At 37.4% G+C, this 24,162-nt stretch carries 21 protein-coding genes and 1 rRNA gene; 12 read left to right on the forward strand and 10 right to left on the reverse strand.

What is annotated here, in order from left to right; all coding sequences use genetic code 11:
- From G3O09_RS16290 to dnaA, 9 genes are all read right to left on the reverse strand, one after another.
- Positions 1 to 168: ribosomal RNA gene (locus G3O09_RS16290) — 16S ribosomal RNA — on the reverse strand; the annotation flags it as partial.
- Positions 169 to 472: 304 nt separating this feature from the next.
- Complete coding sequence (locus G3O09_RS16295; RefSeq protein WP_163102533.1) at positions 473 to 1,552, reverse strand: HD-GYP domain-containing protein; 1,080 nt, start codon at positions 1,550 to 1,552, stop codon at positions 473 to 475.
- A gap of 165 nt (positions 1,553 to 1,717) precedes the next feature.
- On the reverse strand, positions 1,718 to 4,243 hold the full coding sequence (gyrA, locus tag G3O09_RS16300) for a DNA gyrase subunit A (protein WP_163102534.1): 2,526 nt from the start codon (positions 4,241 to 4,243) through the stop codon (positions 1,718 to 1,720).
- A 162-nt stretch (positions 4,244 to 4,405) separates the two neighbouring features.
- A complete protein-coding gene (gene gyrB / locus G3O09_RS16305; RefSeq protein ID WP_163102596.1) occupies positions 4,406 to 6,328 on the reverse strand; it encodes a DNA topoisomerase (ATP-hydrolyzing) subunit B in 1,923 nt (640 codons plus the stop codon).
- A 65-nt stretch (positions 6,329 to 6,393) separates the two neighbouring features.
- The gene (gene remB / locus G3O09_RS16310; RefSeq protein WP_163102535.1) at positions 6,394 to 6,657 is read right to left on the reverse strand and encodes an extracellular matrix regulator RemB; all 264 of its coding nucleotides are present in this window, start codon (positions 6,655 to 6,657) and stop codon (positions 6,394 to 6,396) included.
- A 14-nt stretch (positions 6,658 to 6,671) separates the two neighbouring features.
- Complete coding sequence (gene recF, locus G3O09_RS16315) at positions 6,672 to 7,790, reverse strand: DNA replication/repair protein RecF (protein WP_163102536.1); 1,119 nt, start codon at positions 7,788 to 7,790, stop codon at positions 6,672 to 6,674.
- A gap of 23 nt (positions 7,791 to 7,813) precedes the next feature.
- Entirely contained in the window at positions 7,814 to 8,023 is a 210-nt protein-coding gene (gene yaaA, locus G3O09_RS16320; protein WP_420850347.1) for a S4 domain-containing protein YaaA, read from the reverse strand.
- A gap of 147 nt (positions 8,024 to 8,170) precedes the next feature.
- A complete protein-coding gene (dnaN, locus tag G3O09_RS16325; RefSeq protein WP_163102537.1) occupies positions 8,171 to 9,304 on the reverse strand; it encodes a DNA polymerase III subunit beta in 1,134 nt (377 codons plus the stop codon).
- 193 nt (positions 9,305 to 9,497) lie between these two features.
- Positions 9,498 to 10,847 carry a chromosomal replication initiator protein DnaA gene (gene dnaA, locus G3O09_RS16330; RefSeq protein ID WP_163102538.1) on the reverse strand — a complete coding sequence of 450 codons (1,350 nt, stop codon included), beginning with the start codon at positions 10,845 to 10,847 and terminating at the stop codon, positions 9,498 to 9,500.
- A gap of 1,036 nt (positions 10,848 to 11,883) precedes the next feature.
- Here dnaA and rpmH point away from each other — a divergent pair.
- The 11 genes from rpmH to G3O09_RS16385 all read left to right on the forward strand — a co-directional run bounded on the left by rpmH (position 11,884) and on the right by G3O09_RS16385 (position 22,358).
- On the forward strand, positions 11,884 to 12,018 hold the full coding sequence (gene rpmH, locus G3O09_RS16335) for a 50S ribosomal protein L34 (protein WP_108672280.1): 135 nt from the start codon (positions 11,884 to 11,886) through the stop codon (positions 12,016 to 12,018).
- A gap of 308 nt (positions 12,019 to 12,326) precedes the next feature.
- Positions 12,327 to 12,677 (forward strand): ribonuclease P protein component, encoded by a 351-nt coding sequence (rnpA, locus tag G3O09_RS16340; protein WP_163102539.1) that lies wholly within the window; start codon positions 12,327 to 12,329, stop codon positions 12,675 to 12,677.
- A 211-nt stretch (positions 12,678 to 12,888) separates the two neighbouring features.
- The gene (gene spoIIIJ, locus G3O09_RS16345; RefSeq protein WP_420850350.1) at positions 12,889 to 13,614 is read left to right on the forward strand and encodes a YidC family membrane integrase SpoIIIJ; all 726 of its coding nucleotides are present in this window, start codon (positions 12,889 to 12,891) and stop codon (positions 13,612 to 13,614) included.
- Positions 13,611 to 14,237 (forward strand): RNA-binding cell elongation regulator Jag/EloR, encoded by a 627-nt coding sequence (gene jag, locus G3O09_RS16350; RefSeq protein ID WP_163102541.1) that lies wholly within the window; start codon positions 13,611 to 13,613, stop codon positions 14,235 to 14,237. The genes spoIIIJ and jag overlap by 4 nt, the downstream gene beginning before the upstream one ends.
- A 282-nt stretch (positions 14,238 to 14,519) precedes the next feature.
- Positions 14,520 to 15,905: a tRNA uridine-5-carboxymethylaminomethyl(34) synthesis GTPase MnmE gene (gene mnmE / locus G3O09_RS16355; RefSeq protein WP_163102542.1), complete on the forward strand. Its 1,386-nt coding sequence runs from the start codon at positions 14,520 to 14,522 to the stop codon at positions 15,903 to 15,905.
- A gap of 42 nt (positions 15,906 to 15,947) precedes the next feature.
- On the forward strand, positions 15,948 to 17,831 hold the full coding sequence (gene mnmG / locus G3O09_RS16360; protein ID WP_163102543.1) for a tRNA uridine-5-carboxymethylaminomethyl(34) synthesis enzyme MnmG: 1,884 nt from the start codon (positions 15,948 to 15,950) through the stop codon (positions 17,829 to 17,831).
- Between the two features lie 46 nt (positions 17,832 to 17,877).
- A complete protein-coding gene (gene rsmG / locus G3O09_RS16365; RefSeq protein ID WP_163102544.1) occupies positions 17,878 to 18,594 on the forward strand; it encodes a 16S rRNA (guanine(527)-N(7))-methyltransferase RsmG in 717 nt (238 codons plus the stop codon).
- A gap of 202 nt (positions 18,595 to 18,796) precedes the next feature.
- Positions 18,797 to 19,651 (forward strand): nucleoid occlusion protein, encoded by an 855-nt coding sequence (noc, locus tag G3O09_RS16370; protein ID WP_163102545.1) that lies wholly within the window; start codon positions 18,797 to 18,799, stop codon positions 19,649 to 19,651.
- A gap of 293 nt (positions 19,652 to 19,944) precedes the next feature.
- The gene (locus G3O09_RS16375; protein ID WP_163102546.1) at positions 19,945 to 20,706 is read left to right on the forward strand and encodes a ParA family protein; all 762 of its coding nucleotides are present in this window, start codon (positions 19,945 to 19,947) and stop codon (positions 20,704 to 20,706) included.
- Complete coding sequence (locus tag G3O09_RS16380; protein ID WP_163102547.1) at positions 20,699 to 21,541, forward strand: ParB/RepB/Spo0J family partition protein; 843 nt, start codon at positions 20,699 to 20,701, stop codon at positions 21,539 to 21,541. The genes G3O09_RS16375 and G3O09_RS16380 overlap by 8 nt, the downstream gene beginning before the upstream one ends.
- 103 nt (positions 21,542 to 21,644) lie before the next feature.
- Positions 21,645 to 22,358, forward strand: a complete 714-nt coding sequence (locus tag G3O09_RS16385) for a DUF554 domain-containing protein (RefSeq protein ID WP_163102548.1) — start codon at positions 21,645 to 21,647, stop codon at positions 22,356 to 22,358.
- A 55-nt stretch (positions 22,359 to 22,413) separates the two neighbouring features.
- On the opposite strand, the gene yyaC is transcribed toward G3O09_RS16385, so the two are convergent.
- Positions 22,414 to 23,040 (reverse strand): spore protease YyaC, encoded by a 627-nt coding sequence (gene yyaC / locus G3O09_RS16390; RefSeq protein ID WP_163102549.1) that lies wholly within the window; start codon positions 23,038 to 23,040, stop codon positions 22,414 to 22,416.
- Between the two features lie 231 nt (positions 23,041 to 23,271).
- Between yyaC and G3O09_RS16395 the strand changes: the two genes are divergently transcribed.
- Positions 23,272 to 24,156: a mechanosensitive ion channel family protein gene (locus tag G3O09_RS16395; RefSeq protein ID WP_163102550.1), complete on the forward strand. Its 885-nt coding sequence runs from the start codon at positions 23,272 to 23,274 to the stop codon at positions 24,154 to 24,156.
- The last annotated feature ends 6 nt before the right edge of the window (positions 24,157 to 24,162 follow it).

Here is a 24,162-nt window from a genome sequence, read left to right on the forward strand (position 1 = left end):
CCCCGGTTTCCCGGAGTTATCCCAGTCTTACAGGCAGGTTGCCCACGTGTTACTCACCCGTCCGCCGCTAACATCTATAAAAGCAAGCTTTTAAGATGTCCGCTCGACTTGCATGTATTAGGCACGCCGCCAGCGTTCGTCCTGAGCCAGGATCAAACTCTCCAAAAAGTGTTTGACTTGCTCATAAAATGTCTTATTAAAAAGACTTAAAATTAAACGTTGACGTATTGTTTTGTTTAGTTTTCAAAGAGCAATTTCTTTTCGAATCACTCGTAAGCGACTTTAATATAATAACATTTTCTACTTCTTAATGTCAACAACTTTTTTCACAACATTTTTTCTTATATGTTGTTTGTTGTCGACTTTTATTATTATAAAGACATTATCATTAGAAATCAATATCCTAGTATAAATTTAGAAAATTTAATTTTAAAAGACCCTCCGACCATTATGAAAGGATCGGAGAGTCTTTTTAGTAGACTTCTTCAATGAATAAATCTCTTCTTTTTTCCAAATGTATAATTTCATTATTATCTTTGATATTAATGAGGGGCCGTGTTGGGTAGTTCGAGTCTATAAATAATATTTCTCCAATATATCCATTTGACAATTTGACTCGGTTCCCTATAGAGAAGTTTAAGATTCCTGACATTAAGGCATTAATGACTTGCAAATCAAATTTCCCAAAATCATCCTGCATGATCATTTCAAGAACTTTGAATGGGGAATGTTTTTTACGATAGACTCTTTCCGATGTCATTGCATGGTAAACGTCTGCAACCGCGACGATTTTAGAAAAGAGATGAAGACTTTGCCCCTTATTTCCTCTAGGATACCCTGTCCCGTTAATCCTTTCATGATGTTGAAGAATCGCTATTTTAACAGTATCTTTCACCATTGTATTACCTGTTTTTTGTATCATACTAAATCCATATTCAGGATGCCTTCTGATTTCTTCAAACTCCGTGAAGGTCAGACCCGTCTTTTTGTCTAGAATATTCGGCGATATTTTTGCCATGCCTATGTCACTTAGACAACCGGCTAATGCTACTTGGACTATATCACCTTTATCCAGGTTCATTTTTTTTCCAATAAATCCGCTTAAGATTGCTACAGATACCGCATGATGATATAGGTATTCTGCTTTGGTTGAATAATGGTGTATTTGAAAGATTTCGGACGAATTTTCCAGCGCCTTGTCTAAAAGTGGTAATAAAAATCCCCTGACTTTTGTAATATCTAATGGACTTCCGGCCTGTACATTCTTGAAAAGCCTTTTGTAGGTTTGAACTGCAGTTAAATAATGTGAGGAAAAACTAGTAGTTGCCATGCTAACTTCTTGTTCTTCATCAATTACTTCTTTTGGGACAAAAGGTTTTCCGTCTATTAAATTTTTTTCTACACTTACTTCGGGAACTAAAAAGGCTCGTAATACTTCTAATAAGTCTCTAGTAATAACAGTTTTTTTCAACATAATAGGATTGTTCGTCATACAGATTATATCTTGAGCAAGGATACAGCCCTCTTCTAAAAACTTGGTTCGAACTCTCAAACTGCTTCCCCCTACCACAGTTAAATGCTAAGTATATATTACTATTATTTTACTTTATTTTATCGGTCGTTTCTACCAATATTATGAAACATACTTAAGCACCCCTCTTTTCTAACAATCAAAAAAAGGCTATCCTCTATATGAATAGAGGATAGCCTATCTGTTTTACTCTTCATCAATTGTTTCTTTATCTTCGGTTCTTTCTGTATCTTCGGTTCCTTCTGGATCAGTTTCCAAAGGAATGACTGTCTCTTCTTCCTCACGGTCAACTACTGCGACTGTCGATACATATTCATTTTCATTAGATTCTAATCGAATGAGCTTAACACCTTGCGTATTTCGACCAGTTTGCGAAATATCGCTTACATGCATCCTAATTAGAATTCCGGAAGCGGTGATTAGCATTAAGTCTTCTTCACCAATGACTGTTTTCAGGGCGATTAGAGGTCCGTTTTTGTCAGTAACATTAACTGTTTTAATCCCTTTACCACCACGGCTTTGGATTCGATACTCTTTTTCATGAGTTCTTTTTCCATATCCATTACGTGTAACAATCAATATCTGGGAATCTTCCTCTACTAATTCCATCCCTATAACCTCATCACCTTCACGAAGGCTTATCCCTTTAACACCTGTAGCTGTTCTTCCCATTGAGCGAACATCTACTTCAGGGAAACGAATTAACATTCCGTTTTTAGTACCGATGATGATATCTTTTGTGCCATTGGTTAACTTAACAGATATTAACTCGTCTCCTTCCTTCAAACCTAATGCAATCAAACCATTAGTACGTATATTTGCGAAGGAAGACAATGGAGAACGTTTTGAGATTCCATCCTTCGTTGTGAAGAAGATATACCAGTCTTCTTTGAATTCCGATACCGGAATAATGGCATTTACCCATTCTCCTTTTTCGACTTCAAGAAGGTTGATGATTGGAATTCCTTTCGCAGTTCTACCATACTCAGGGACTTCATAACCTTTTGAACGATATACCTTCCCTTTATTCGTAAAGAATAGAAGCGTATCATGGGTGGAGGTAGTCAACAAGTGTTCAACAAAGTCATCTTCATTGGTACCCATTCCTTGAATACCACGGCCACCACGTTTTTGGCTTTTATAGGTGGAAACAGGAAGGCGTTTAATATATCCATTATGAGTCAAAGTCACAACAATATTCTCAACTGGAATTAGATCTTCGTCTTCAATGTTTTCCAAACCTGCAAGGATAATTTCAGTTCTTCTTACATCGTTAAAACGCTCTTTAATTTCAAGAAGCTCTTCACGAATGATTTCTAGAACTTTTTCATCATCTGCAAGGATGCCTTTTAACTCTTCGATTAGCTTCACTAAACTTTGATATTCATCCTCAATTTTTTCTCTCTCTAATCCTGTTAAACGTTGTAAACGCATATCCAGGATAGCTTGAGCTTGTTTTTCAGAAAGAGAGAATTGAGTCATTAATCCTTCTCTAGCAATTTCTGTAGTCTGTGAACTACGAATTAAAGCGATTACTGCATCTAAATGATCTAAAGCAATCCTTAATCCCTCTAGAATATGAGCTCTTGCTTCCGCTTTACGAAGTTCGAATTCAGTACGGCGCCTAATCACTACCTTTTGATGCTCTAAATAATGAACTAAACATTGTTTTAGATTTAGAACTTTAGGCTGACCATCTACTAGTGCCAACAAGTTGATTCCGAAGCTTGTTTGAAGAGTCGTCTGCTTATATAGATTATTCAAAAGGACGTTTGCGTTGGCATCTTTACGTACTTCCATGACAACACGCATTCCTTTACGATCTGACTCATCTCGAAGATCGGTGATACCATCAATCTTTTTATCTCGAACAAGCTCCGCAATTTTCTCAATCAGCTTTGCTTTATTTACCTGATATGGTAGTTCTTTTACGATAATCGTTTGCTTACCGTTCGCCTTCTCCTCGATTTCAACCTTTGCTCGAATAGTAATAGAGCCACGACCTGTTTGATAAGCTTTTCGAATGCCACTTCTCCCTAAAATCATACCAGCAGTTGGGAAATCAGGACCAGGTATATATTCCATTAGCTCTTCCACTGTAATCTCAGAGTCTTTACTAACCGCCAATACGCCGTCAATTATTTCTCCGAGCTGGTGTGGCGGAATATTTGTCGCCATACCAACCGCGATTCCAGAAGATCCGTTAACAAGTAGATTCGGATATCTAGAAGGAAGGACAATCGGCTCTCTTTCAGAACCATCATAGTTATCCTGATAATCAATGGTGTCTTTATTGATATCACGTATTAATTCCATGGAGATTTTCGACATGCGTGCTTCTGTATAACGCATGGCTGCAGCTGCATCTCCATCTACTGAACCGAAGTTCCCGTGACCATCTACAAGCATGTATCTGTAGTTGAAATCCTGTGCCATACGCACCATTGTGTCATAAACTGCAGAGTCGCCATGAGGATGGTATTTACCAATAACTTCTCCAACAATACGTGCTGATTTCTTATATGCTTTATCAGAAGTCATGCCCAAATCGTTCATCGCATATAGAATTCGACGATGTACAGGTTTCAGCCCATCACGAACATCTGGAAGGGCACGGGCCACAATAACGCTCATCGCATAATCCAAGAAGGACGTGCGCATTTCCTGGCTTATATTAATCTCTTTAACATTGGACTTTTCTATTTCTGACATGGAGACAACCTCCTTTTCCCAAAGCAAAAGCTTTCAAATGTAATATAATCAAGCCAACCTATTATTCTTTGTTTATTTTAAAGTGGGTCTATTATGTAAAAGACAGGATAGAAAAGATCCTTCTACCCTGCTTTCGAAATATTTATGACTTGCATTTCTCGTTTAAATATCCAAGTTTTTAACGTAAATCGCATTTTCCTCAATGAAGTTCCTTCTCGGTTCTACTTTATCACCCATTAGGATTTCAAAAGTTTCATCTGCTTCAATCGCATCTTTCAAGGTCACTTGAAGCAATGTTCTTGTAGAAGGATCCATCGTTGTTTCCCAAAGTTGCTCAGGATTCATTTCTCCAAGACCTTTATAACGTTGCAAGCCTGGCTTAGGCTGACTTGGAAGGGTGCTTAAAATTTCTTCAAGCTGTCTATCGTTATATGCATATTCAACCTTTTTCCCTTGAGAAATCTTATAAAGAGGCGGTTGTGCGATATAAATATAACCATGTTCGATGATTTGTCTCATATAACGATAAAGGAAAGTCAATAATAATGTTCGAATATGAGCTCCATCTACATCAGCATCGGTCATGATAACGATCTTATGATATCTTGCCTTAGAAATATCAAAATCTTCCCCGATTCCTGTTCCCAGTGCCGTGATGATGGCCCTGATTTCGTTATTGGAAAGGATCTTGTCCAGCCTTGCTTTTTCAACATTGATGATTTTCCCTCGTAGTGGAAGGATAGCTTGGAAATGACGATCCCTACCTTGCTTTGCAGATCCTCCGGCAGAGTCTCCCTCTACCACATACAACTCACTTATAGACGGATCTTTTGAAGAACAATCTGCTAATTTACCTGGCAAACTAGAGACTTCAAGGGCACTTTTTCGTCTAGTCAATTCACGGGCCTTTTTAGCTGCCATTCTAGCACGTGCAGCCATCAAACCTTTTTCGACTATTTTTCTTGCGACCGTAGGATTTTCCATCATAAAGGACTCTAATTTTTGAGATAGGATAGAATCCGTAATAGTACGAGCTTCTGAATTTCCAAGTTTCGTTTTTGTTTGCCCTTCGAATTGAGGATCCGGATGTTTAACAGAAATAATGGTCGTCAAACCTTCCCTCACGTCATCACCAGTCAAATTTTGATCATTTTCCTTAATCATTCCTTGTTTACGAGCATAATCATTAATGACTCGTGTTAAAGCTGTCTTAAAACCAGATTCATGCGTACCACCTTCATACGTATGAATATTATTAGCAAAAGAGTAAAGATTGCTAGTATAACTATCATTGTATTGAAGGGCCACTTCAATCGTAATGCCGTCCTTTTCACCCTCAATATAGATGGGTTCTTCGTGGAGCACTTCTTTCGTTCGATTCAAGTGTTCTACGTAGGAGATGATTCCGCCCTCGTAGTAATACTCACTTTTCTTGTTTTCCACTCGTTTATCTTCAATGGTCAGACGAAGAGCACGATTTAAGAATGCTAATTCTCTTAAACGGCTTGCCAATGTATCAAATTCGTACTCTAATGTTTCTGTGAAAATTTCTGCGTCTGGGGAAAAGTGTATCGTCGTTCCAGTACGGTCTGTTTCACCGATAATATCTAAATCAGCTGCAGGAACACCTTTTTCGAATTTCTGATAATGGATTTTCCCATCACGATGGACAAATACTTCCAGCACAGTTGATAGGGCATTTACAACGGACGCACCTACCCCATGAAGTCCACCTGACACTTTGTATCCACCGCCACCAAATTTTCCACCTGCATGGAGTACTGTCATGATGACTTCCACGGCAGGTCGTCCCATTTTTTCATGGATTCCAACTGGGATACCACGGCCATTATCTATGACTGTGATACTGTTATCCGCTTCAATAATTACATTGATTTCATTACAGAAACCTGCAAGTGCTTCATCGATACTATTATCTACAATCTCCCAAACTAGATGGTGAAGACCTTTGCTACTCGTTGAACCAATATACATCCCTGGTCGTTTACGAACGGCCTCTAGACCTTCTAATACCTGTATCTGACTCTCATCGTACGATTGGGCTTGTGCTTCTTTTTGTTCCATAGTCAACTTGTATCACCTACACTTTTCTTTTAGATGAAAATGTATTGCTGATGTTTTATTACATGCTATCTATTTACAGTTGCACTCTCTTCAAATGGATGTTGAGTTGAGCGCTTCATTAGCGTGGAAGATGAAAGTGGAGAATAATATAGCTGATCTTTCGTTACTATGATGGATTTAATGGGACTTTTAATGGTCATTTTCTCTAATGTCCCTGCTTTTTTAAAAAATTCATCCATCAAAGGTGAATGATTCAACAACTGTTTATCTAAGATTGCTATGATATCTTTCGTTTTAACTAATATATCTTCCCCTATGTGAAGGTACATGGAGACACACCTCATTATTGAACTTTTGTAATGCTTCCTTGCACAACATGATAAGTGGAAGCCTCGCGTAATGTTTGATGGTCGATTCCTTCTACGCTAGTGGTTGTCACGAATGTTTGAACTTTTCCTTGAATGGTATTGAGCAAGTGCGATTGTCTAAAATCATCAAGCTCAGATAGTACATCATCCAATAGAAGAATCGGATATTCGCCAATCTCTGCATGTATGAGTTCAATTTCAGCAAGTTTGACAGATAACGCGGTTGTTCGCTGCTGTCCTTGTGAACCAAACGTTTGCACATTTCTTCCGTTCACGATAAAAGCAAGATCATCCCGATGTGGTCCTATCAATGTCACACCTCGATCAATCTCTCTTTGTCTTATTTTAGCAAATTTTTCTTGAAATACTTCTATCATTTTCGACAAATCCATAGTTTCTGATACATCAACCGAGGGAATGTATTCAATTTTCAAAGATTCAAGGCCTCTTGATATGCCAGAATGGATAGGTTCTGCCCAGTTTTGAAGCATTGAAATGAAATGATATCGTTTCTCGACAATCTTCACGGCAAACTGAATTACTTGTTCAGTCAGGATATCCAACATGGCAAGATCGGTTTGTTTCTTCAGCTGCAGCATTTTCAAGTAATGATTTCGTTGAAGCAAGACCTTTTGATATTGGCTACTCTCATGAAGATAAAGAGGGGAAACTTGCCCAATCTCCATATCAATAAAACGTCGTCTAACCTGGGGACTTCCTTTTACAAGATTTAAGTCTTCAGGCGCAAACATGACGACGTTCATATTTCCAATATATTGACTTAAGCGTTGTTGCTCAATGTGGTTATATTTTGCTTTTTTCCCTTTTTTTGAAAGGGTGAGTTCTAAAGGAACGGTAGAAATTTTTTTATGTATTCTACCTTCTATTTTAGCATAATCTTCGTCCCAGCGAATAAGTTCTTTATCATTGGAGGTTCGATGTGACTTTGCCATGGCCAGTACATATATAGACTCCATGATATTTGTTTTACCTTGGGCGTTTTCTCCAAGGATTACATTTACCTTATTCTCAAAGGAAAGTTCCAAATGGTCATAATTCCTGTAATTCTTCACCTTAATCGTTTCAATGAACATAGTCTTAGTCCTTTTCAAAAGGCTTAGTGGATTCCAAAGCTCCCAAAGCCTTGAATCTCAATTTTATCACCGCTGCGCAGCTTTCTACCTCGACGAACATCCAACTCGCCATTGATGTACACTTCATGCTCACTTAAAAACCATTTCGCCATTCCACCGCTTTGAATAACGTCGGCTAACTTTAAAAATTGACCAAGAGTAATATATTCGGTATCTATTTGAATAATTTTCATAATGATCTTCACTCTTTTCTACATGAATCTCTAATATTTTATTTTACTAAACTTTTCACAAATAAACAAAATAAAGCTGTTAGCGATGATTACTAACAGCTCTTAGAAATTTTTCAACAGAAATATAATTTTATTGCTTACGATTTTCTAATAAGTTCTAACAGGCAGGATAAGCTGAAGCATAGACTCATCATTTAAACTTTTAATTACGAATGGTCTCATTGCACCAGTAAAACTTATTTGTATATCACTACCTTCTAAAGCACGTAAGGCATCCATCATAAATTTAGCATTAAAAGAGATTTTAAGCTCTTCCCCTTCAATCGATTCCACTTGAACCTCTTCTTCCACTTTTCCGATTTCTGGTGTATTGGAGGAGATTTCGATGAAATTAGAATCGAACGTCGTAAATTTCACCACATTGTTTTTCCCTTCTCCTAATAGTGAGGCACGAACGATCGCTTGAAGGAAATCTTTAGTGTTCAATACAACATCTGTTTTACTCTCATTCGGGATTAAACGAGATGTATCAGGATAGTTACCCTCTAATAATCTCGAGAAGAAGAGTAAGTGCTTAGCTTTGAATAACACTTGGTTTTCCGTAATAACAATATCAACCATGTCCTGAGTATCATCTAGAATCTTACTAAGCTCATTCAAGCTTTTCCCTGGGATGACGACATTGTAATTCCCTTGTGTTTCGCTTTGAATCTTTGCTTTTCTCATTGCCAATCTATGACTATCTGTTGCAATACAGATTAATTCCCCGTCTTCAATCTTCCAGTTGACACCTGTCAAGATAGGGCGTGTTTCTGAGGTGGACACTGCATAAACCGTTTGTCTGATTAATGTTTTTAGTAGGTCAGTTGGAAGTTTAATAATATTCTCTTCCTCAATTTGTGGAAGATGCGGATATTCTTCTGCATCAAGACCATTTAAATTAAACTCAGCTTTTCCAGATCGGATAATGGTTTGGAATTGGTTTTCAACTCTGATTTCAACAGAATCCATCGGTAATTTTTTTATGATTTCGTTAAAGAAACGAGCTTGTAATACTATGCTACCTGCTTGTTTTAACTCAACTAATTCGTCTCCCTCTTCTTCTAAGGGAATAAAAGATTCAATGGAGATATCGGAATCACTACCAGTTAGAGTTACTCCTGAATTAGTTGCTGTAATTTTAATACCAGTCAAAATTGGAATAGTAGTTCTAGAAGCTACAGCTTTCATTACGTCTTGGACACTTTGTACTAATCGGTCTCTTTGGATAATAAATTTCATTGTTTCCTCCCGAATGAGTTCTAATTTTTTTCTGCTAGCATATATTATTATTTTTTATAAAAAATTTAGTAATAGTAGTAATAGGGCCTGTTAACATGTGGATAACTCCAAAATCCTAAGGAAAAACAGTCTATCCACATGTGGACAGACTGTGTATAAACTATCAAGGGTTATTAACATTTTTCCACAAGATTTAAACCTTCAAGCGTTCATTAATTTCTTTCAGCTGTCTTTGCAATTGAGAATCGGTTTGTAAAAGCTTTGAAATTTTTTCATGTGCGTGTATGACTGTCGTGTGATCTCGACCACCAAATTCATCACCAATCTTAGGTAATGAGAAATCTGTTAATTCCCTTGATAGGTACATAGCGATCTGTCTTGGGAATGCAACGGATTTGGTACGTTTCTTCGCTTTAAAATCTTCAAGTTTTACACTGTAATGTTCTCCGACTGCTTTTTGAATATCATGAATCGTAATAATTTTTGGTTTTGAACTCGGAATGATATCTTTCAAAGCTTCTGCTGCCAAATCAGCATTAATGTCCTTATTAATTAAAGAAGAATAAGCAACTACTCGAATAAGTGCACCCTCTAGCTCACGAATGTTAGAGTCGATTTGATTAGCGATATAAAGCATCACTTCATTAGGAATATCTAAGCCTTCTGCTTTTGCTTTCTTTCTCAGAATGGCAATCCTTGTTTCTAAATCCGGTGGAGTGATGTCTGTGATTAATCCCCATTCAAATCTTGAACGAAGACGGTCCTCTAAAGTTGGAATCTCCTTAGGTGGACGATCACTTGAAATGACAATTTGTTTGCTCTCTTCATGTAGAGTGTTGAACGTATGGAAAAATTCTTCTTGGGTTTGTTCTTTTCCAGCTAAAAATTGAATATCGTCAATGAGAAGGACATCTACACTACGATATCTATTTCTAAAATCGACTGCTTTATTGTCACGAATAGAGTTAATGAATTCATTTGTGAACTTTTCAGAAGATAAATAGACAACTTTCGCAGATGGATTGTGCTCTAACACATAATGTCCGATAGCATGCATTAAGTGGGTTTTTCCTAGTCCTACGCCCCCATATATGAATAGTGGGTTGTACGCTTTTGCCGGAGCTTCAGCTACAGCAAGAGAAGCAGCATGGGCGAACCGGTTGCCTGATCCGATAACGAATGTGTCGAATGTGTATTTTGGATTCAACATATTTTGAGGAAAATCGATATGCTCCTCTTCCCGTTTTTTCGGTTTTTTTGCCGGAGTAGGAAAATCAAAATCCTCTTCCCCTTGATTCTGGGGAATGATGAACTTAACGGTCAATTCTTCTCCAGTTACATCATATAAAACCCCGGATATAAGGGGAGCATAACGCTCTTCAAGCCAGTCCCTGGCAAACTCATTCGGTGCCGTCACCGTCAAAGTGTCCCCTTGCAAGGTATGAGCCTTGGTGGATTTCAGCCAAGTTTCAAAGCTTGGTTTACTTATTTTCTTTTCTATTTCTTTTAGCGCCTGGCTCCATAAGGCGGCGATATTTTCCAAATAGATTCCCTCCTTTGCAAGGTTTTCTCTCTATATAATTTTGCTCCATGTCAAAATAATTTCCATAGCTAATCTACCGAAAATCATCTTCAAAGCCGCTTGTATAACAAATGTACAAGCGCTTTTTGGTTGGTTTGACTACCAATTAAATTTTTATACAAACAGATGTATGGGAAAAATATATAATAAGGTAAGAAAACAATTTTCGACAATATCCACTGGTTGTGGATGAAAAGTTACTAACAGGGTGAATAACCTGTCCACAGGTTATTCACAGTTTGTGGATAAGTGAAAACTGTGAATAAAGTTATCCAGAATGAAAACAAAGTAATGATATCAAAAACTTTGAGTGGTTGCAATGATTTTTATTGGTTATCCACAATACTAAAATCGTGGGGACAATAATTTTCCACAAGCGTCTAAGTTGTGAAAAACCTGTCAATTAGTGATGTGGATAAGAAAAAAATGTCGAAATAATTATCCACATGATACTTTTTGTTAAATAAATACCAGAAAAAATATTTTTTTGTTAGTTTGTTGTTTAATCATAATTTTTGGGGAAGGGGATTTTTCAAAGCAATATAAGAGGTTAAAAGTGAACTCGGTTTTTTTCATTTTTCAAAAGGCTGTTTTCGTAAAGTTTGTTACTTTATTACTGTAATTTAGCGGTAACGCCGAGGAGGATTTCACCCTCCCCGTGGAAAGCAAGTGCATCTCGCTGGTTCAACGGACAAACTTTTTAGTCAATTTATGCGAAATGAACCTTTCAACATGTATAGGAGGAAAAGGGATCGGAATGAAGAAGGGTAAAATGTGCTTGTTGAACTGGATATTAAGAAAAGATCCTTTCTCTGTGCCTGTGAAATAAAATAGTAATACGCATTTTCTTCAAATAGTATTGCAAATCTAATGAAGTCGTTATTAAACTTTTTATGATTTAAGATGTTTTTTGAAAGATGGTTGACAATTTTCGAGTCTCGTCTATATAATTAGAAGGACTGTCTTTAACTGTTATTCCTCAGGGAGGTGTCATATAATGAAAAGAACTTATCAACCAAATAAGCGTAAGCGTAGTAAAGTTCACGGTTTCCGTGCGCGTATGAGCACTAAAAACGGACGTAAAGTATTAGCTGCACGCCGTCGTAAGGGCAGAAAAGTATTATCTGCATAGGCCACTGATCAGTCTCAGTGGTCTTTTTTTTAAGAATGGCAGCGACGGTAAAGTAGGCTGTCATTCTTTTTTTATTGTAATTTAAGTATGTAAATAAATTGGCAACAGAGAAGCAAAACGGTGTAGTGGCCAATTCTGGGAATAAAGTATAAGTTAATACGTCTTTTGTCTTCTCCTTAAGGCTCGACAACACGAGTTGTCTAATGTTTGATTCAAATATAGATTGGAAAGAATGTATTCTTATTGAGCTGAAAGAAAATGATTTGTTCTTCCAGCGGAATTCTCGTTCTTTTTGAAGGTGTAATGAAATGAAAAAAAAATTTCGAATTAAGAAAAATAGCGATTTTCAGGAAGTTTTTCAAAAAGGGACATCTTTCGCCAATCGACAGTTTGTTATTTATGTCCTGGATAAGCCTGATCAAGGATATTATCGGGTAGGTCTTTCTGTCAGCAAGAAAATCGGCAATGCAGTTATGCGAAATCAAATAAAAAGATACATAAGGCAAGCTTACCTGGAATTAAAGGATGGTTTGGAAATTGGCAAGGATTATATAGTAATTGCCAGAAAACCCGCTGCTGAAATGGATTTTTTTGAAGTGAAAAAAAGTCTCATTCATGTTTTTAAACGTGCAAAGATTTTGCAGTTGAAAAATAAGTAAGCCATCTGATGAAACTTTCCTAAAGCTAATTCGTATTAAACTTTTGGATGTTTTATGTAGGATTACTGAATGTAAACAGAGAATTGTATCTTATGGATAAAAATGAAGAGTTTTCAAGCCTTTTTGGCTGTTAACAATAAAGTAAAAGTTAGTAAGGAGGAAAAAGCGTTTGAAGAAACGATTGTTACTAATCCTTGGATTAGTGTCATTGATGATTTTGCTCGCAGGTTGTACGCAAACAAATGTACCTATCACACCTGAAAGCAAAGGGTTTTGGAATGAATTTATTGTATATCCTCTGTCTTTACTGATTGTAAAGGTATCAGAATTTCTGGGAGGAAGTTTTGGTTTTGGAATCATTGCCGTTACACTTTTAATCCGTTTGTTGATCTTACCATTAATGATCAAGCAAACAAAGAGCTCTAAAGCAATGCAAGCTCTTCAACCAGAAATGCAAAAACTTCGCGAGAAATATAGTTCTAAAGATGCTCAAACGCAACAAAAGCTACAACAAGAAACAATGGCTTTATTCCAGACACATGGTGTCAATCCACTTGCTGGATGTTTCCCATTACTGGTTCAAATGCCGATTTTAATTGGTTTTTACCACGCAATTATGAGAACACAGGAAATTGCAAATCATAATTTCCTTTGGTTCGATCTCGGTGAAAAGGATCCGTTCTATATTTTGCCAGTGGTAGCGGGTATTACAACTTTTATCCAACAAAAAATTATGATGGCTGGTCAAGAAGGAAATCCACAAATGCAGATGATGCTTTATATCATGCCAATCATGATTGTCGTATTTGCAATCAATTTCCCGTCTGCATTATCTCTGTATTGGGTAGTAGGGAACTTGTTCATGATTGCTCAAACGTACTTTATTAAAGGGCCTGATTTAAAGGCGAATGCAACTGCAGGAGGAGCGAAAAAGTGAAAGAAGTAACTGCTACAGGACAAAATGTCGAAGAAGCAGTAGAATCCGCTTTAGCTCAGCTTCAAACAACGAGAGAAAAAGTAGAAATCACCATCATTGATGAAGGTAAAAAAGGTTTTCTAGGACTTTTCGGTAAGAAGGAATCTGTTGTTAAAGTAGTTCTTCATCCTGATCCTATTGATGAAGCTATCGGTTTTCTCCGAAATGTAAGTGAAAAAATGGGTGTAGAAATTGACATTCAGGTGAAAAATGAGGGTAAAAACCTCCATATTCAGTTATCAGGAGAAAAAATTGCTCTATTAATTGGAAAAAGAGGACAAACTTTGAACTCCCTTCAATATCTGACACAGCTTGTGGCAAACCGATATTCCAAGCAGTATATGACAGTTTTACTTGATGCGGAGGATTATCGACTTCGTAGAAATGAAACTTTAACTCAGCTTGCTGATCGGATGGCACAAAAAGTAATCAGGACAAGAAAAGAAGTTTCCTTTGAGCCAATGCCTTCCTATGAGCGTAAAGTCATTCATACCGCTTTAATGAAATATCCTCAAATTCGTACGTATTCACATGGGACAGAGCCTCATCGTCACATCGTAATTGCGTTTGAATCGAAAAAATAATAGAATTTCAACCCCTTTGTCTTCTAGACAAGGGGGTTTTTTTATGTCAAAAAACAGAACGAATTGAAGAAAAAACTCGAAAAATTGTTATTCACATGTGGATAAGTTACAATGAACCATACAAATTATTTTTATTGTGGATAAGTGTGTCCGTTTTTAAGTAATTTCTCTTTTTTTACAATCTATCGTGTGCTATTGTAGTAATTTAGGGAATTATGGACAGTAATAGAATCAACTTACTCTGTAAGAGGTTTTTCATATATTAAAAAGAGGTGAAGCGGAATGGAATTTGATACGATTGCTGCGATTTCTACCCCAATGGGAGAGGGAGCTATCGCAATAGTTCGCCTGAGCGGAGAGGAAGCGATTCTTATTGCAGATAAACTCTATCAGGGACCTCAAGGGAAAAAGCTGGGCAATGTAAAATCCCATACCATCCATTATGGACATCTCATTGATCCAAGGAACGGTGAAATGGTAGAGGAAGTCATGATTTCAGTCATGAAAGGTCCCAAGACATTTACAAGGGAAGACGTGGTTGAGATTAATTGCCATGGTGGACTTGTCTCTGTCAATCGGGTATTAAAGCTTGTTCTCGCAAATGGTGCACGACTTGCGGAACCAGGTGAGTTTACAAAGCGTGCTTTCTTAAATGGAAGAATTGATTTGTCTCAGGCAGAAGCGGTTATGGATTTAATCCGTGCTAAAACCGATCGTGCAATGAATGTAGCACTTAACCAAATGGAGGGACGATTATCGTCTCTTATTAAAAAGCTTCGACAAGAAATCCTGGAAACCTTGGCACATGTGGAAGTAAACATCGATTATCCCGAATACGACGATGTGGAAGAAATGACCCACCAGCTTTTCATGAAAAAAGCGGAGGATGTCAAAAAAGAATTAAGTAAACTTTTGCAGACCTCTCAACAGGGAAAAATCTTGCGAGAGGGAATCTCTACAGTGATTGTCGGAAGGCCGAATGTAGGAAAATCTTCTTTATTAAATAGTCTTGTCCATGAAAACAAAGCAATTGTGACGGATATACCAGGAACGACTCGCGATGTCATCGAGGAATATGTCAATGTGAGAGGAGTTCCATTAAGACTTCTTGACACGGCAGGAATTCGTGAAACGGAAGATATAGTAGAACGTATTGGGGTAGAACGGTCACGTGCAGTATTAAAGGAAGCGGATTTAATTTTACTTGTATTAAATTATTCAGATGATTTGTCATTAGAAGATGAAAATCTATTTGAAGCTGTTGAAGGAATGGACGTTATCGTCATTGTTAACAAGACGGACCTTCCACAGAAAATAAATATGGAACGAGTAAAAGGTCTTGCTGCCCATTATCCACTCATTACGACCTCATTATTAGAAGATCAAGGTGTAGATGAGCTTGAAGAAGCGATAGCGTCCCTGTTTTTTGAAGGAACCATCGAATCAGGTGATATGACTTATCTATCAAACACTAGACATATTGCACTAATTGAACAAGCTATGAATGCTATGGAAGATGCAATTCAAGCAATTGAAAGCGGCACTCCAATCGATCTTGTCCAAATCGATTTCACAAGGGCGTGGGAGCTACTTGGTGAGGTCATTGGGGACAGCGTACATGAAAGTTTAATTGATCAACTGTTTTCACAATTCTGCCTTGGGAAATAATGAACGAAAGATAAAGGGAAAAGAAATTAGGAGGGTAATGATATGTCATATGAAGCAGGCAGCTTCGATGTTGTGGTCGTAGGTGCTGGACATGCTGGTTGTGAGGCCGGCCTTGCATCTGCTCGACTCGGTGCAAAGACGCTTATGCTGACGATTAACTTAGACATGGTGGCATTTATGCCATGTAATCCATCAGTAGGTGGACCTGCTAAGGGAATCGTTGTTCGTGAAATAGATGCCCTAGGTGGGGAAATGGGGAAAAACATCGACAAGACCCACATTCAAATGAGGATGCTTAATACAGGGAAAGGTCCAGCAGTTCGTGCCTTGAGAGCACAAGCTGACAAATTCTCTTATCAACATGAAATGAAAAAAACGATTGAAAACGAGCCTAACCTCACGTTGATGCAAGGGATGGTAGAACGTTTAATCATTGAGGATGGCGAATGTAAGGGAGTTATCACGCAAACAGGAGCAATTTACCGTTCAAAGACAGTCGTAATTACAACAGGAACGTTTTTACGAGGTGAAATCATTCTCGGGGAACTTAAATATTCCAGTGGTCCAAATAATCAGCAGCCATCTATCAAGCTTTCTGAGCATCTTGAAGAACTTGGCTTTGATTTAGTTCGCTTTAAAACAGGAACGCCTCCACGTGTTAATAGCCATACCATCGACTATAGTAAAACAGAGATTCAACCTGGAGACGATGTGCCGAGGGCATTTTCATATGAGACTACAAAATATATTACAGATCAGCTTCCTTGCTGGTTAACTTATACAAGTGAAATGACCCATCAAATCATCGATGATAACCTACATCGTTCTCCGATGTATTCGGGTATGATTAAAGGGACAGGACCAAGATATTGTCCATCGATCGAAGACAAGGTAGTTCGTTTCAATGATAAGCCGAGACACCAAATTTTCCTAGAACCAGAAGGGAAAAATACACAGGAAGTATATGTGCAAGGGCTTTCAACAAGCTTGCCCGAAGATGTTCAGATGAGAATGTTAGCCTCGATTCCTGGACTTGAAAATGTTCAAATGATGCGTGCTGGGTACGCCATTGAATATGATGCAGTCGTACCAACACAACTATGGCCTACTCTTGAAACCAAAAAAGTGAAAAATCTTTATACCGCAGGCCAAATCAATGGTACGTCAGGTTATGAAGAAGCCGCAGGTCAAGGGTTGATGGCAGGTATTAATGCTGGTCTGAAAGCATTAGAAAAAGACGAATTAATCCTTAGCCGTTCCGATGCCTACATTGGCGTTTTAATTGACGACCTAGTCACAAAAGGGACGAATGAACCATACCGTTTGCTGACATCGCGCGCAGAGTATCGATTATTGCTTCGACATGATAACGCAGATTTACGTTTGACTGAAATTGGTCATAATATTGGTTTGATTAGAGAAGATCGATACAAATCTTTCCTAATTAAAAAAGCGGCTATCGAGACAGAAAGAGAACGTCTTCAAGCTACATTATTGAAGCCAACACCACAGTTACAAGAGATTATACGTAGTGTGGGTGGAAGTGAGTTGAAAGATGGCATACGAGCTGCAGATCTTCTAAAAAGACCGGAAATGAATTATAGCCACATCGAGAAGGTAGCTCCAAGCGATATTGAGCTTCATGAAGATGTAAAAGAACAAGTTGAAATTCAGATTAAATACGAAGGATATATTGAAAAATCACTTCAACAGGTCGATAAACTTAAGAAAATGGAAGATAAAAAAATACCAGAAAACATCGACTACGATGCTATTTCTAGTCTTGCTTCTGAAGCAAGACAAAAACTTAAGCAAGTTCGTCCATTGTCCATTGCTCAAGCATCAAGGATATCAGGGGTAAACCCTGCTGATATTTCTATTTTGTTAGTATATATTGAACAAGGGAAAATCGCACGAATCAATTAATTCTTTCTTTTCGAAAAGCCATCCTTATCATAACGAGGTTATTAAAATGAATGTTGAACAATTTCAGCAGCTGTTGTCGGAGAAAGGCATTGTCCTTTCTCCTAGGCAGCTCGAGCAATTTGAACTTTATTATCAATTGCTTGTTGAGTGGAATGAGAAAATGAATCTGACGGCTATTACGGACAAGCCCGAAGTGTATTTGAAGCATTTTTTTGATTCGATTTCAGCAGCATTTTATTTAGATTTCTCTGCATCATTATCCATTTGCGATGTTGGAGCAGGAGCAGGATTCCCGAGCATTCCAATAAAAATTTGCTTCCCACATCTTCAAGTGTCCATCGTTGATTCATTGAATAAAAGAATTTCGTTTTTAGAACACCTGTCGAAAACACTACAGTTGGAAAATGTCAATTTCTATCATGATCGTGCAGAGACATTTGGCCAAAATCCAAAACATCGTGAAGCATATGATCTTGTAACTGCACGCGCGGTTGCAAGAATGTCGGTTTTATCAGAATTATGTATGCCTTTAGTGAAAGTAAATGGATATTTTGTCGCTATGAAAGCCGCGAGCGCGAATGAAGAGCTTGATATGGGCAAGAAAGCGATTGCAACTTTTGGAGGAGAAATTGAGAAGATAGACTCGTTCTTACTTCCTTTTGAAGAAAGTGAAAGAAATATCATCACTGTGAAGAAATTCAAGTCGACTCCTAAAAAATATCCTCGAAAGCCTGGCACACCAAACAAATTACCTATAGAATAAATGGTGAAGATTTGGTTTGATTAAGGTAATATCTTTGGTATCAAGAACAGATAAATCATTGACCCTTGATGGTTTAATAATATAGTTTCATGTGAAACGTTTCTCGAATTTTGTTTGATTTTGTCGCCAAGTTATAGAAGGAACATGTCGTTTCTATAGAGAATATGTATCATTGGGAGTTTCATAAAGGTGGTGTAGGGATATGAAGCCTTTTTCGCGACTTTTTGGGATAGGCGAAAAGGAAGAACAAACGGTAGAAGTGGAAAAGCCAAGTAACAACGAGGAGATTAAGAATATCCCCATAGTGGATATCGTTCCAAACCGATATCAGCCAAGAACAGTATTTAATGATGACAAAATTGCTGAACTAGCTCAAACGATTCATACGCACGGAATTATACAACCTATTGTTGTTAGATCTTATGAAGCAGGGAAATATGAAATCATTGCTGGAGAAAGACGTTTCCGTGCATTGCAAAAGCTTGGTTGGGAAACTGCGCCGGTTCTTATTAAAGACTTCAATGATACCGAAACAGCTTCTGTAGCCTTGATTGAAAATTTGCAACGAGAAGAGCTTTCTCCAATTGAAGAAGCGATAGCCTATGGTAAGCTCCTTGAATTGCACAGTCTGACACAAGAAGCACTGGCCCAAAGACTTGGGATTGGGCAGTCTACAGTGGCTAATAAGCTTAGACTATTAAAGCTTCCACAAGAGATTCAAGAAGCCGTGCTTGCAAAAAAAATAACAGAACGGCATGCACGATCTTTAATTCCATTAAAAGATCCTCAAAAACAGGTCCTTTTATTACAGGAAATCATTGAAAAGAACTTGAATGTAAAACAGACGGAAGAACGTGTAGTAAAAATGCTTACTTCCCCTGATAAGAAGGCTAAACCAAAGCGTAAAGCTTTCAGTAAAGATATGAGGATTGCTGTAAATACAATAAGGCAATCGTTAACAATGGTGACAGATAATGGAATCAATCTAGATTCTGAAGAAGAAGAGTTTGAAGATTTTTATCAATTCACCATTAAGATTCCTAAAAAACGTTCTTAAAAAATAGTTTAATTGATAAATACAGATAATCGACGGCTGAAGGGAAGGGAAATAAATATTTCCACTCTTTCGTCGTTTTTTTTTGATTCTTTTCTCCATCTTCACGCTATTATCCCTTATTTAGTACGATCAAAACTAACTTAGATTACTAAAAGTTTTTAGAAAAAAATTTCCTAAACATACTTTCATGATAAAATAGATTAAGTGCAGTCCTATTCATTCAAATAAAAAATAGTTTGATAGAAATATATAAATGTAAAGTATATTTAGGGAAGGGTAAGGTAGGTGACATCGTGGGTAAAATTATCTCCATAGCAAACCAAAAAGGAGGCGTTGGCAAAACCACAACGTCTGTAAATTTAGGTGCTTGCTTGGCTTACATAGGAAAGAAAGTTTTAATGGTAGATATAGATCCTCAAGGGAATGCAACAAGTGGAATCGGTATTGAAAAAGCCGATGTCGATCAGTGCATTTACGATGTATTAGTAGATGATGTGGAAGCATCGGACGTCATTAAGCCTGCAAAAGTGGAAAACCTTTATGTATTGCCAGCCACCATACAATTGGCTGGTGCGGAGATTGAATTGGTTCCTACTATTTCACGTGAAGTACGCTTAAAGCGCGCTCTAGAAGAAGTGAAGGATGACTATGATTATATAATTATCGATTGTCCTCCATCGTTAGGATTACTTACAATCAATGCATTAACTGCCTCTGATGCAGTCCTAATTCCTGTCCAGTGTGAGTATTATGCATTAGAAGGGCTAAGCCAATTACTTAATACAGTAAGGCTAGTACAAAAACATCTAAACCAGGACTTGAAAATTGAAGGCGTGCTACTGACCATGCTGGATGCTAGGACAAATCTAGGAATTCAAGTCATAGAAGAAGTGAAAAAATACTTCCAGGATAAAGTATATAAAACGATCATCCCTCGTAATATCCGTTTAAGCGAAGCACCGAGCCATGGCGAACCGATTATCATTTATGATCCAAAGTCAAGGGGAGCAGAGGTTTATTTAGATTTGGCAAAGGAAGTGGTTTCAAATGGCTAAAGGACTAGGAAAAGGGATTAACGCTCTATTCCCAAATCTTGAGGCAAAGAAAGAAGATGCTGTAATAGAGATTAGCATAAAAGAGTTGAGACCTAACCCTTACCAACCTAGGAAGCTATTTAAAGCGGAAGCTATTGAAGAATTGAAGGATTCCATCCTTCAACATGGAATTCTACAACCCATCATTGCGAAAAAAAGTGTCAAAGGATATGAAATTGTCGTCGGTGAACGAAGATTTAGAGCGGCCAAGGCAGCAGGACTTAAAAAGGTACCTGTCGTAGTAAGGGACTTAACAAGCCAACAAATGATGGAGCTTGCAGTCTTAGAAAATCTTCAACGTGAGGACCTAACTCCAATAGAAGAAGCAATCGCCTATCAATCCTTATTGGATAAGCTCTCATTAACTCAGGAAGAGCTTGCAAAAAGGTTAGGAAAAAGTCGTCCACACATTACGAACCATATACGTCTTTTATCCTTGCCAACAGATATCCAGGATTTAATATCAGAAGGCAAAATCTCAATGGGCCATGGTCGAGCATTGCTAGGATTGAAGAAAAAGACACAACTGAAATTGATTGTTGAAAAGATTGTTAAGGATGAGTTGAATGTACGTCAGCTGGAACAATTAATCCAACAAGTAAATTCGAATGTTTCACGTGAAACAGAGAAAAAACCTGTAAAAAAAGACGTATTTATCCGTGAACAGGAAGAGAATCTAAGAGAACGATTCGGAACGACTGTCACGATTACACAAAAAAAGAAAAAGGGGAAAATTGAAATCGAATTTTTCTCACCTGAGGATCTAAACCGTATCCTCGATTTATTGGAAAAATAATAATTTTATCAGCACACTATTATGTAAAAATGTAGTGTGTTTTTCTTTATAGCTTTTCAAAAATAAACAATCAAATGGATTGTAAGATACAGAGGAAATAAAAATGATTCTTTTAGGAACGATTGTAAATGGGCTTTGTATCATCATTGGTACTTTACTAGGAAAACTTTTTCATAGAATTCCACAGAAGATGAAGGATACTGTCATGAGCGGAATTGGATTGGCGGTTATGGTCTTGGGCTTACAAATGGGCTTTAAAAGCGAACAATTTCTGATTGTTATCCTTAGCTTAGTTGGGGGAGCAATAATTGGTGAATTCATTGACCTGGATTTAAAATTAAACCAGCTGGGAAATTGGTTGGAGAAAAAGCTGGGATCATCGGAAGGAAGCTCTATATCACAAGGTTTTGTGACCGCGACATTAATATTTGTGATTGGGGCAATGGCCATTATTGGTGCGCTTGATAGCGGGATTCGTGGCGATCATGATGTACTTTATACTAAGGCGATAATCGATGGATTCACTTCTGTCATTCTTGCTACAACGCTTGGTATTGGCGTGTTATTTTCCGCAGTTCCAGTTATGTTATATCAAGGTACGATAGCCCTATTTGCTACTCAAATTGACAAATTTGTTCCTGCGGCACTATTGGACTCATTTGTAGTGGAAATGACCTCTGCAGGTGGTATTATGATCGTAGCCATTGGATTAAATCTTCTTGGTTTGACGAAAATTAGGGTAGCAAATCTATTGCCTGGTATTCTTGTCGTAGCCTTTTTAGTTTCAGTTTTTTATTATTTTAATATAGAATTATAAAAAGGAGAGACAATTATTTTGTCACTCCTTTACTTATTTCTAAATGGATTTATGATTACTGCGAAGCTTGTTCCTGATCAAATCCCCAACTGAATTTAGAGAAGGTATTTGTAGGTTTGTAACGCTTATTTGCTAAGTGGATGCCATCTGCTATTGTCCTTGCCATTTTCAAGACGAGATTTAAACGTGTGTTTTGTAAGACGAAAAATTCCATGAACCCGCTAACATTCACAATGCCAGTTATATGAGCATCACCAACAGGCGGCAGTTCTTTATTTACTCCGGCACCTGGTTTAACTGGTCCTTCACCTATTTGAACTGTTCCAACATTTTTCAGTCTACCAAGACAGGCATCCACTCCAATGATAAAAGGGTTATGGTGGTTCATTTTAATATGGGCTAATTTTTCCTCAAGATTAACGGCGTGAATGGGATCTTCTAATGTACCGTATACATGGAAAGTGGGACTTTTTTCTGAAAGGAAGGTTCCAACTAGTGGGCCAAGGGAATCTCCCGTTGAACGATCGGTTCCAATACAAACAATGACAACGTTTTGGATTCTAGAGACAGGGAACAATGAAAGTAAATCTTCTGATATTCTTTTTACAGCGTCCTGTTCTTCGAATATGATTCTACTGGTCTTATCTCGACTGTTATCTAAAAATCCCGGATTAAAATTCATTTAAGTCCCACTCCTCTATAAATGTAGTAACAGTATACGGAAATTCAGAAAATTGTATACATGCAGTAGTGGAGATTGTGAAAAAAGGGCATTATAATAAAGATGTTCATATCGTAAATCTACTCTTAACAACATATTCATCATAGAAACTATTTATAATGATCTTTTCTTATACCCTTCTAACACTTAAGTAAAAACTTCATGTAAAGAATATTGAAAGAGAGGTGCGATATGAGTTACACCGAAAAAATAACCAATAGATATGTAGAAAAATTATCAAATGAAAATCTTTGGATTAATGTAGGGGAAATAATGATTAAAATCTTAGTCATTGTATTCTTGGCTGGATTAGCCATCCGAATTGGAAAATCTATCATCCGAAAATTCTTCCTCGTAAGATCTAAAAGTCCTCTTCGGATTTCAGAAAGAAGAGAAGCCACTATATTAAAGTTATTAGAGAATGTCCTTACATATGTCATTTTCTTTATTGCTTTAATGATGATTTTAGAAGCTTTAACCATCGATGTGAAGGCATTATTGGCAGGGGCAGGGATAGTTGGACTTGCAGTAGGTTTTGGTGCACAAAGCTTAGTGAAAGATGTAATTACTGGCTTTTTTATCATCTTAGAAGACCAATTTTCAGTAGGGGATTATGTTCGAATTGGCCAATTTGAGGGAACAGTCGAGGAAATTGGATTAAGAACTTCAAAAGTGAAAAGTTTTACTGGGGAAGTCCATATCATTCCAAATGGAAATATATTGGAAGTGACGAATTTTTCAATACATAATAGTGTTGCAGTTGTGGATGTAAGCATTGCTTATGAAGGAGATATGGAACTAGCAGAGCGAGTGATTAAGGATTTACTAGTGACCATGCCTGATAAATATGAGGACTTGATTAAGACACCTGAACTTTTGGGAGTACAAACTTTAGGCCCTTCTGAAGTTGTTTATCGAATAACTGCAGAAACCGCACCGATGAAACACTTTTTCATATCAAGGGTATTACGTAAAGAAATTAAACAGTGTTTGGACGAGAATGGTATTGAAATACCGTTCCCACGCATGGTGATGTATAACAGACAAGATGAAAGAGAGAAGAAACAAAGGGGATAGGGAGGA

It is taken from the genome of Peribacillus alkalitolerans, assembly GCF_010882125.1.
Taxonomy (GTDB): domain Bacteria; phylum Bacillota; class Bacilli; order Bacillales; family DSM-1321; genus Bacillus_BN; species Bacillus_BN alkalitolerans.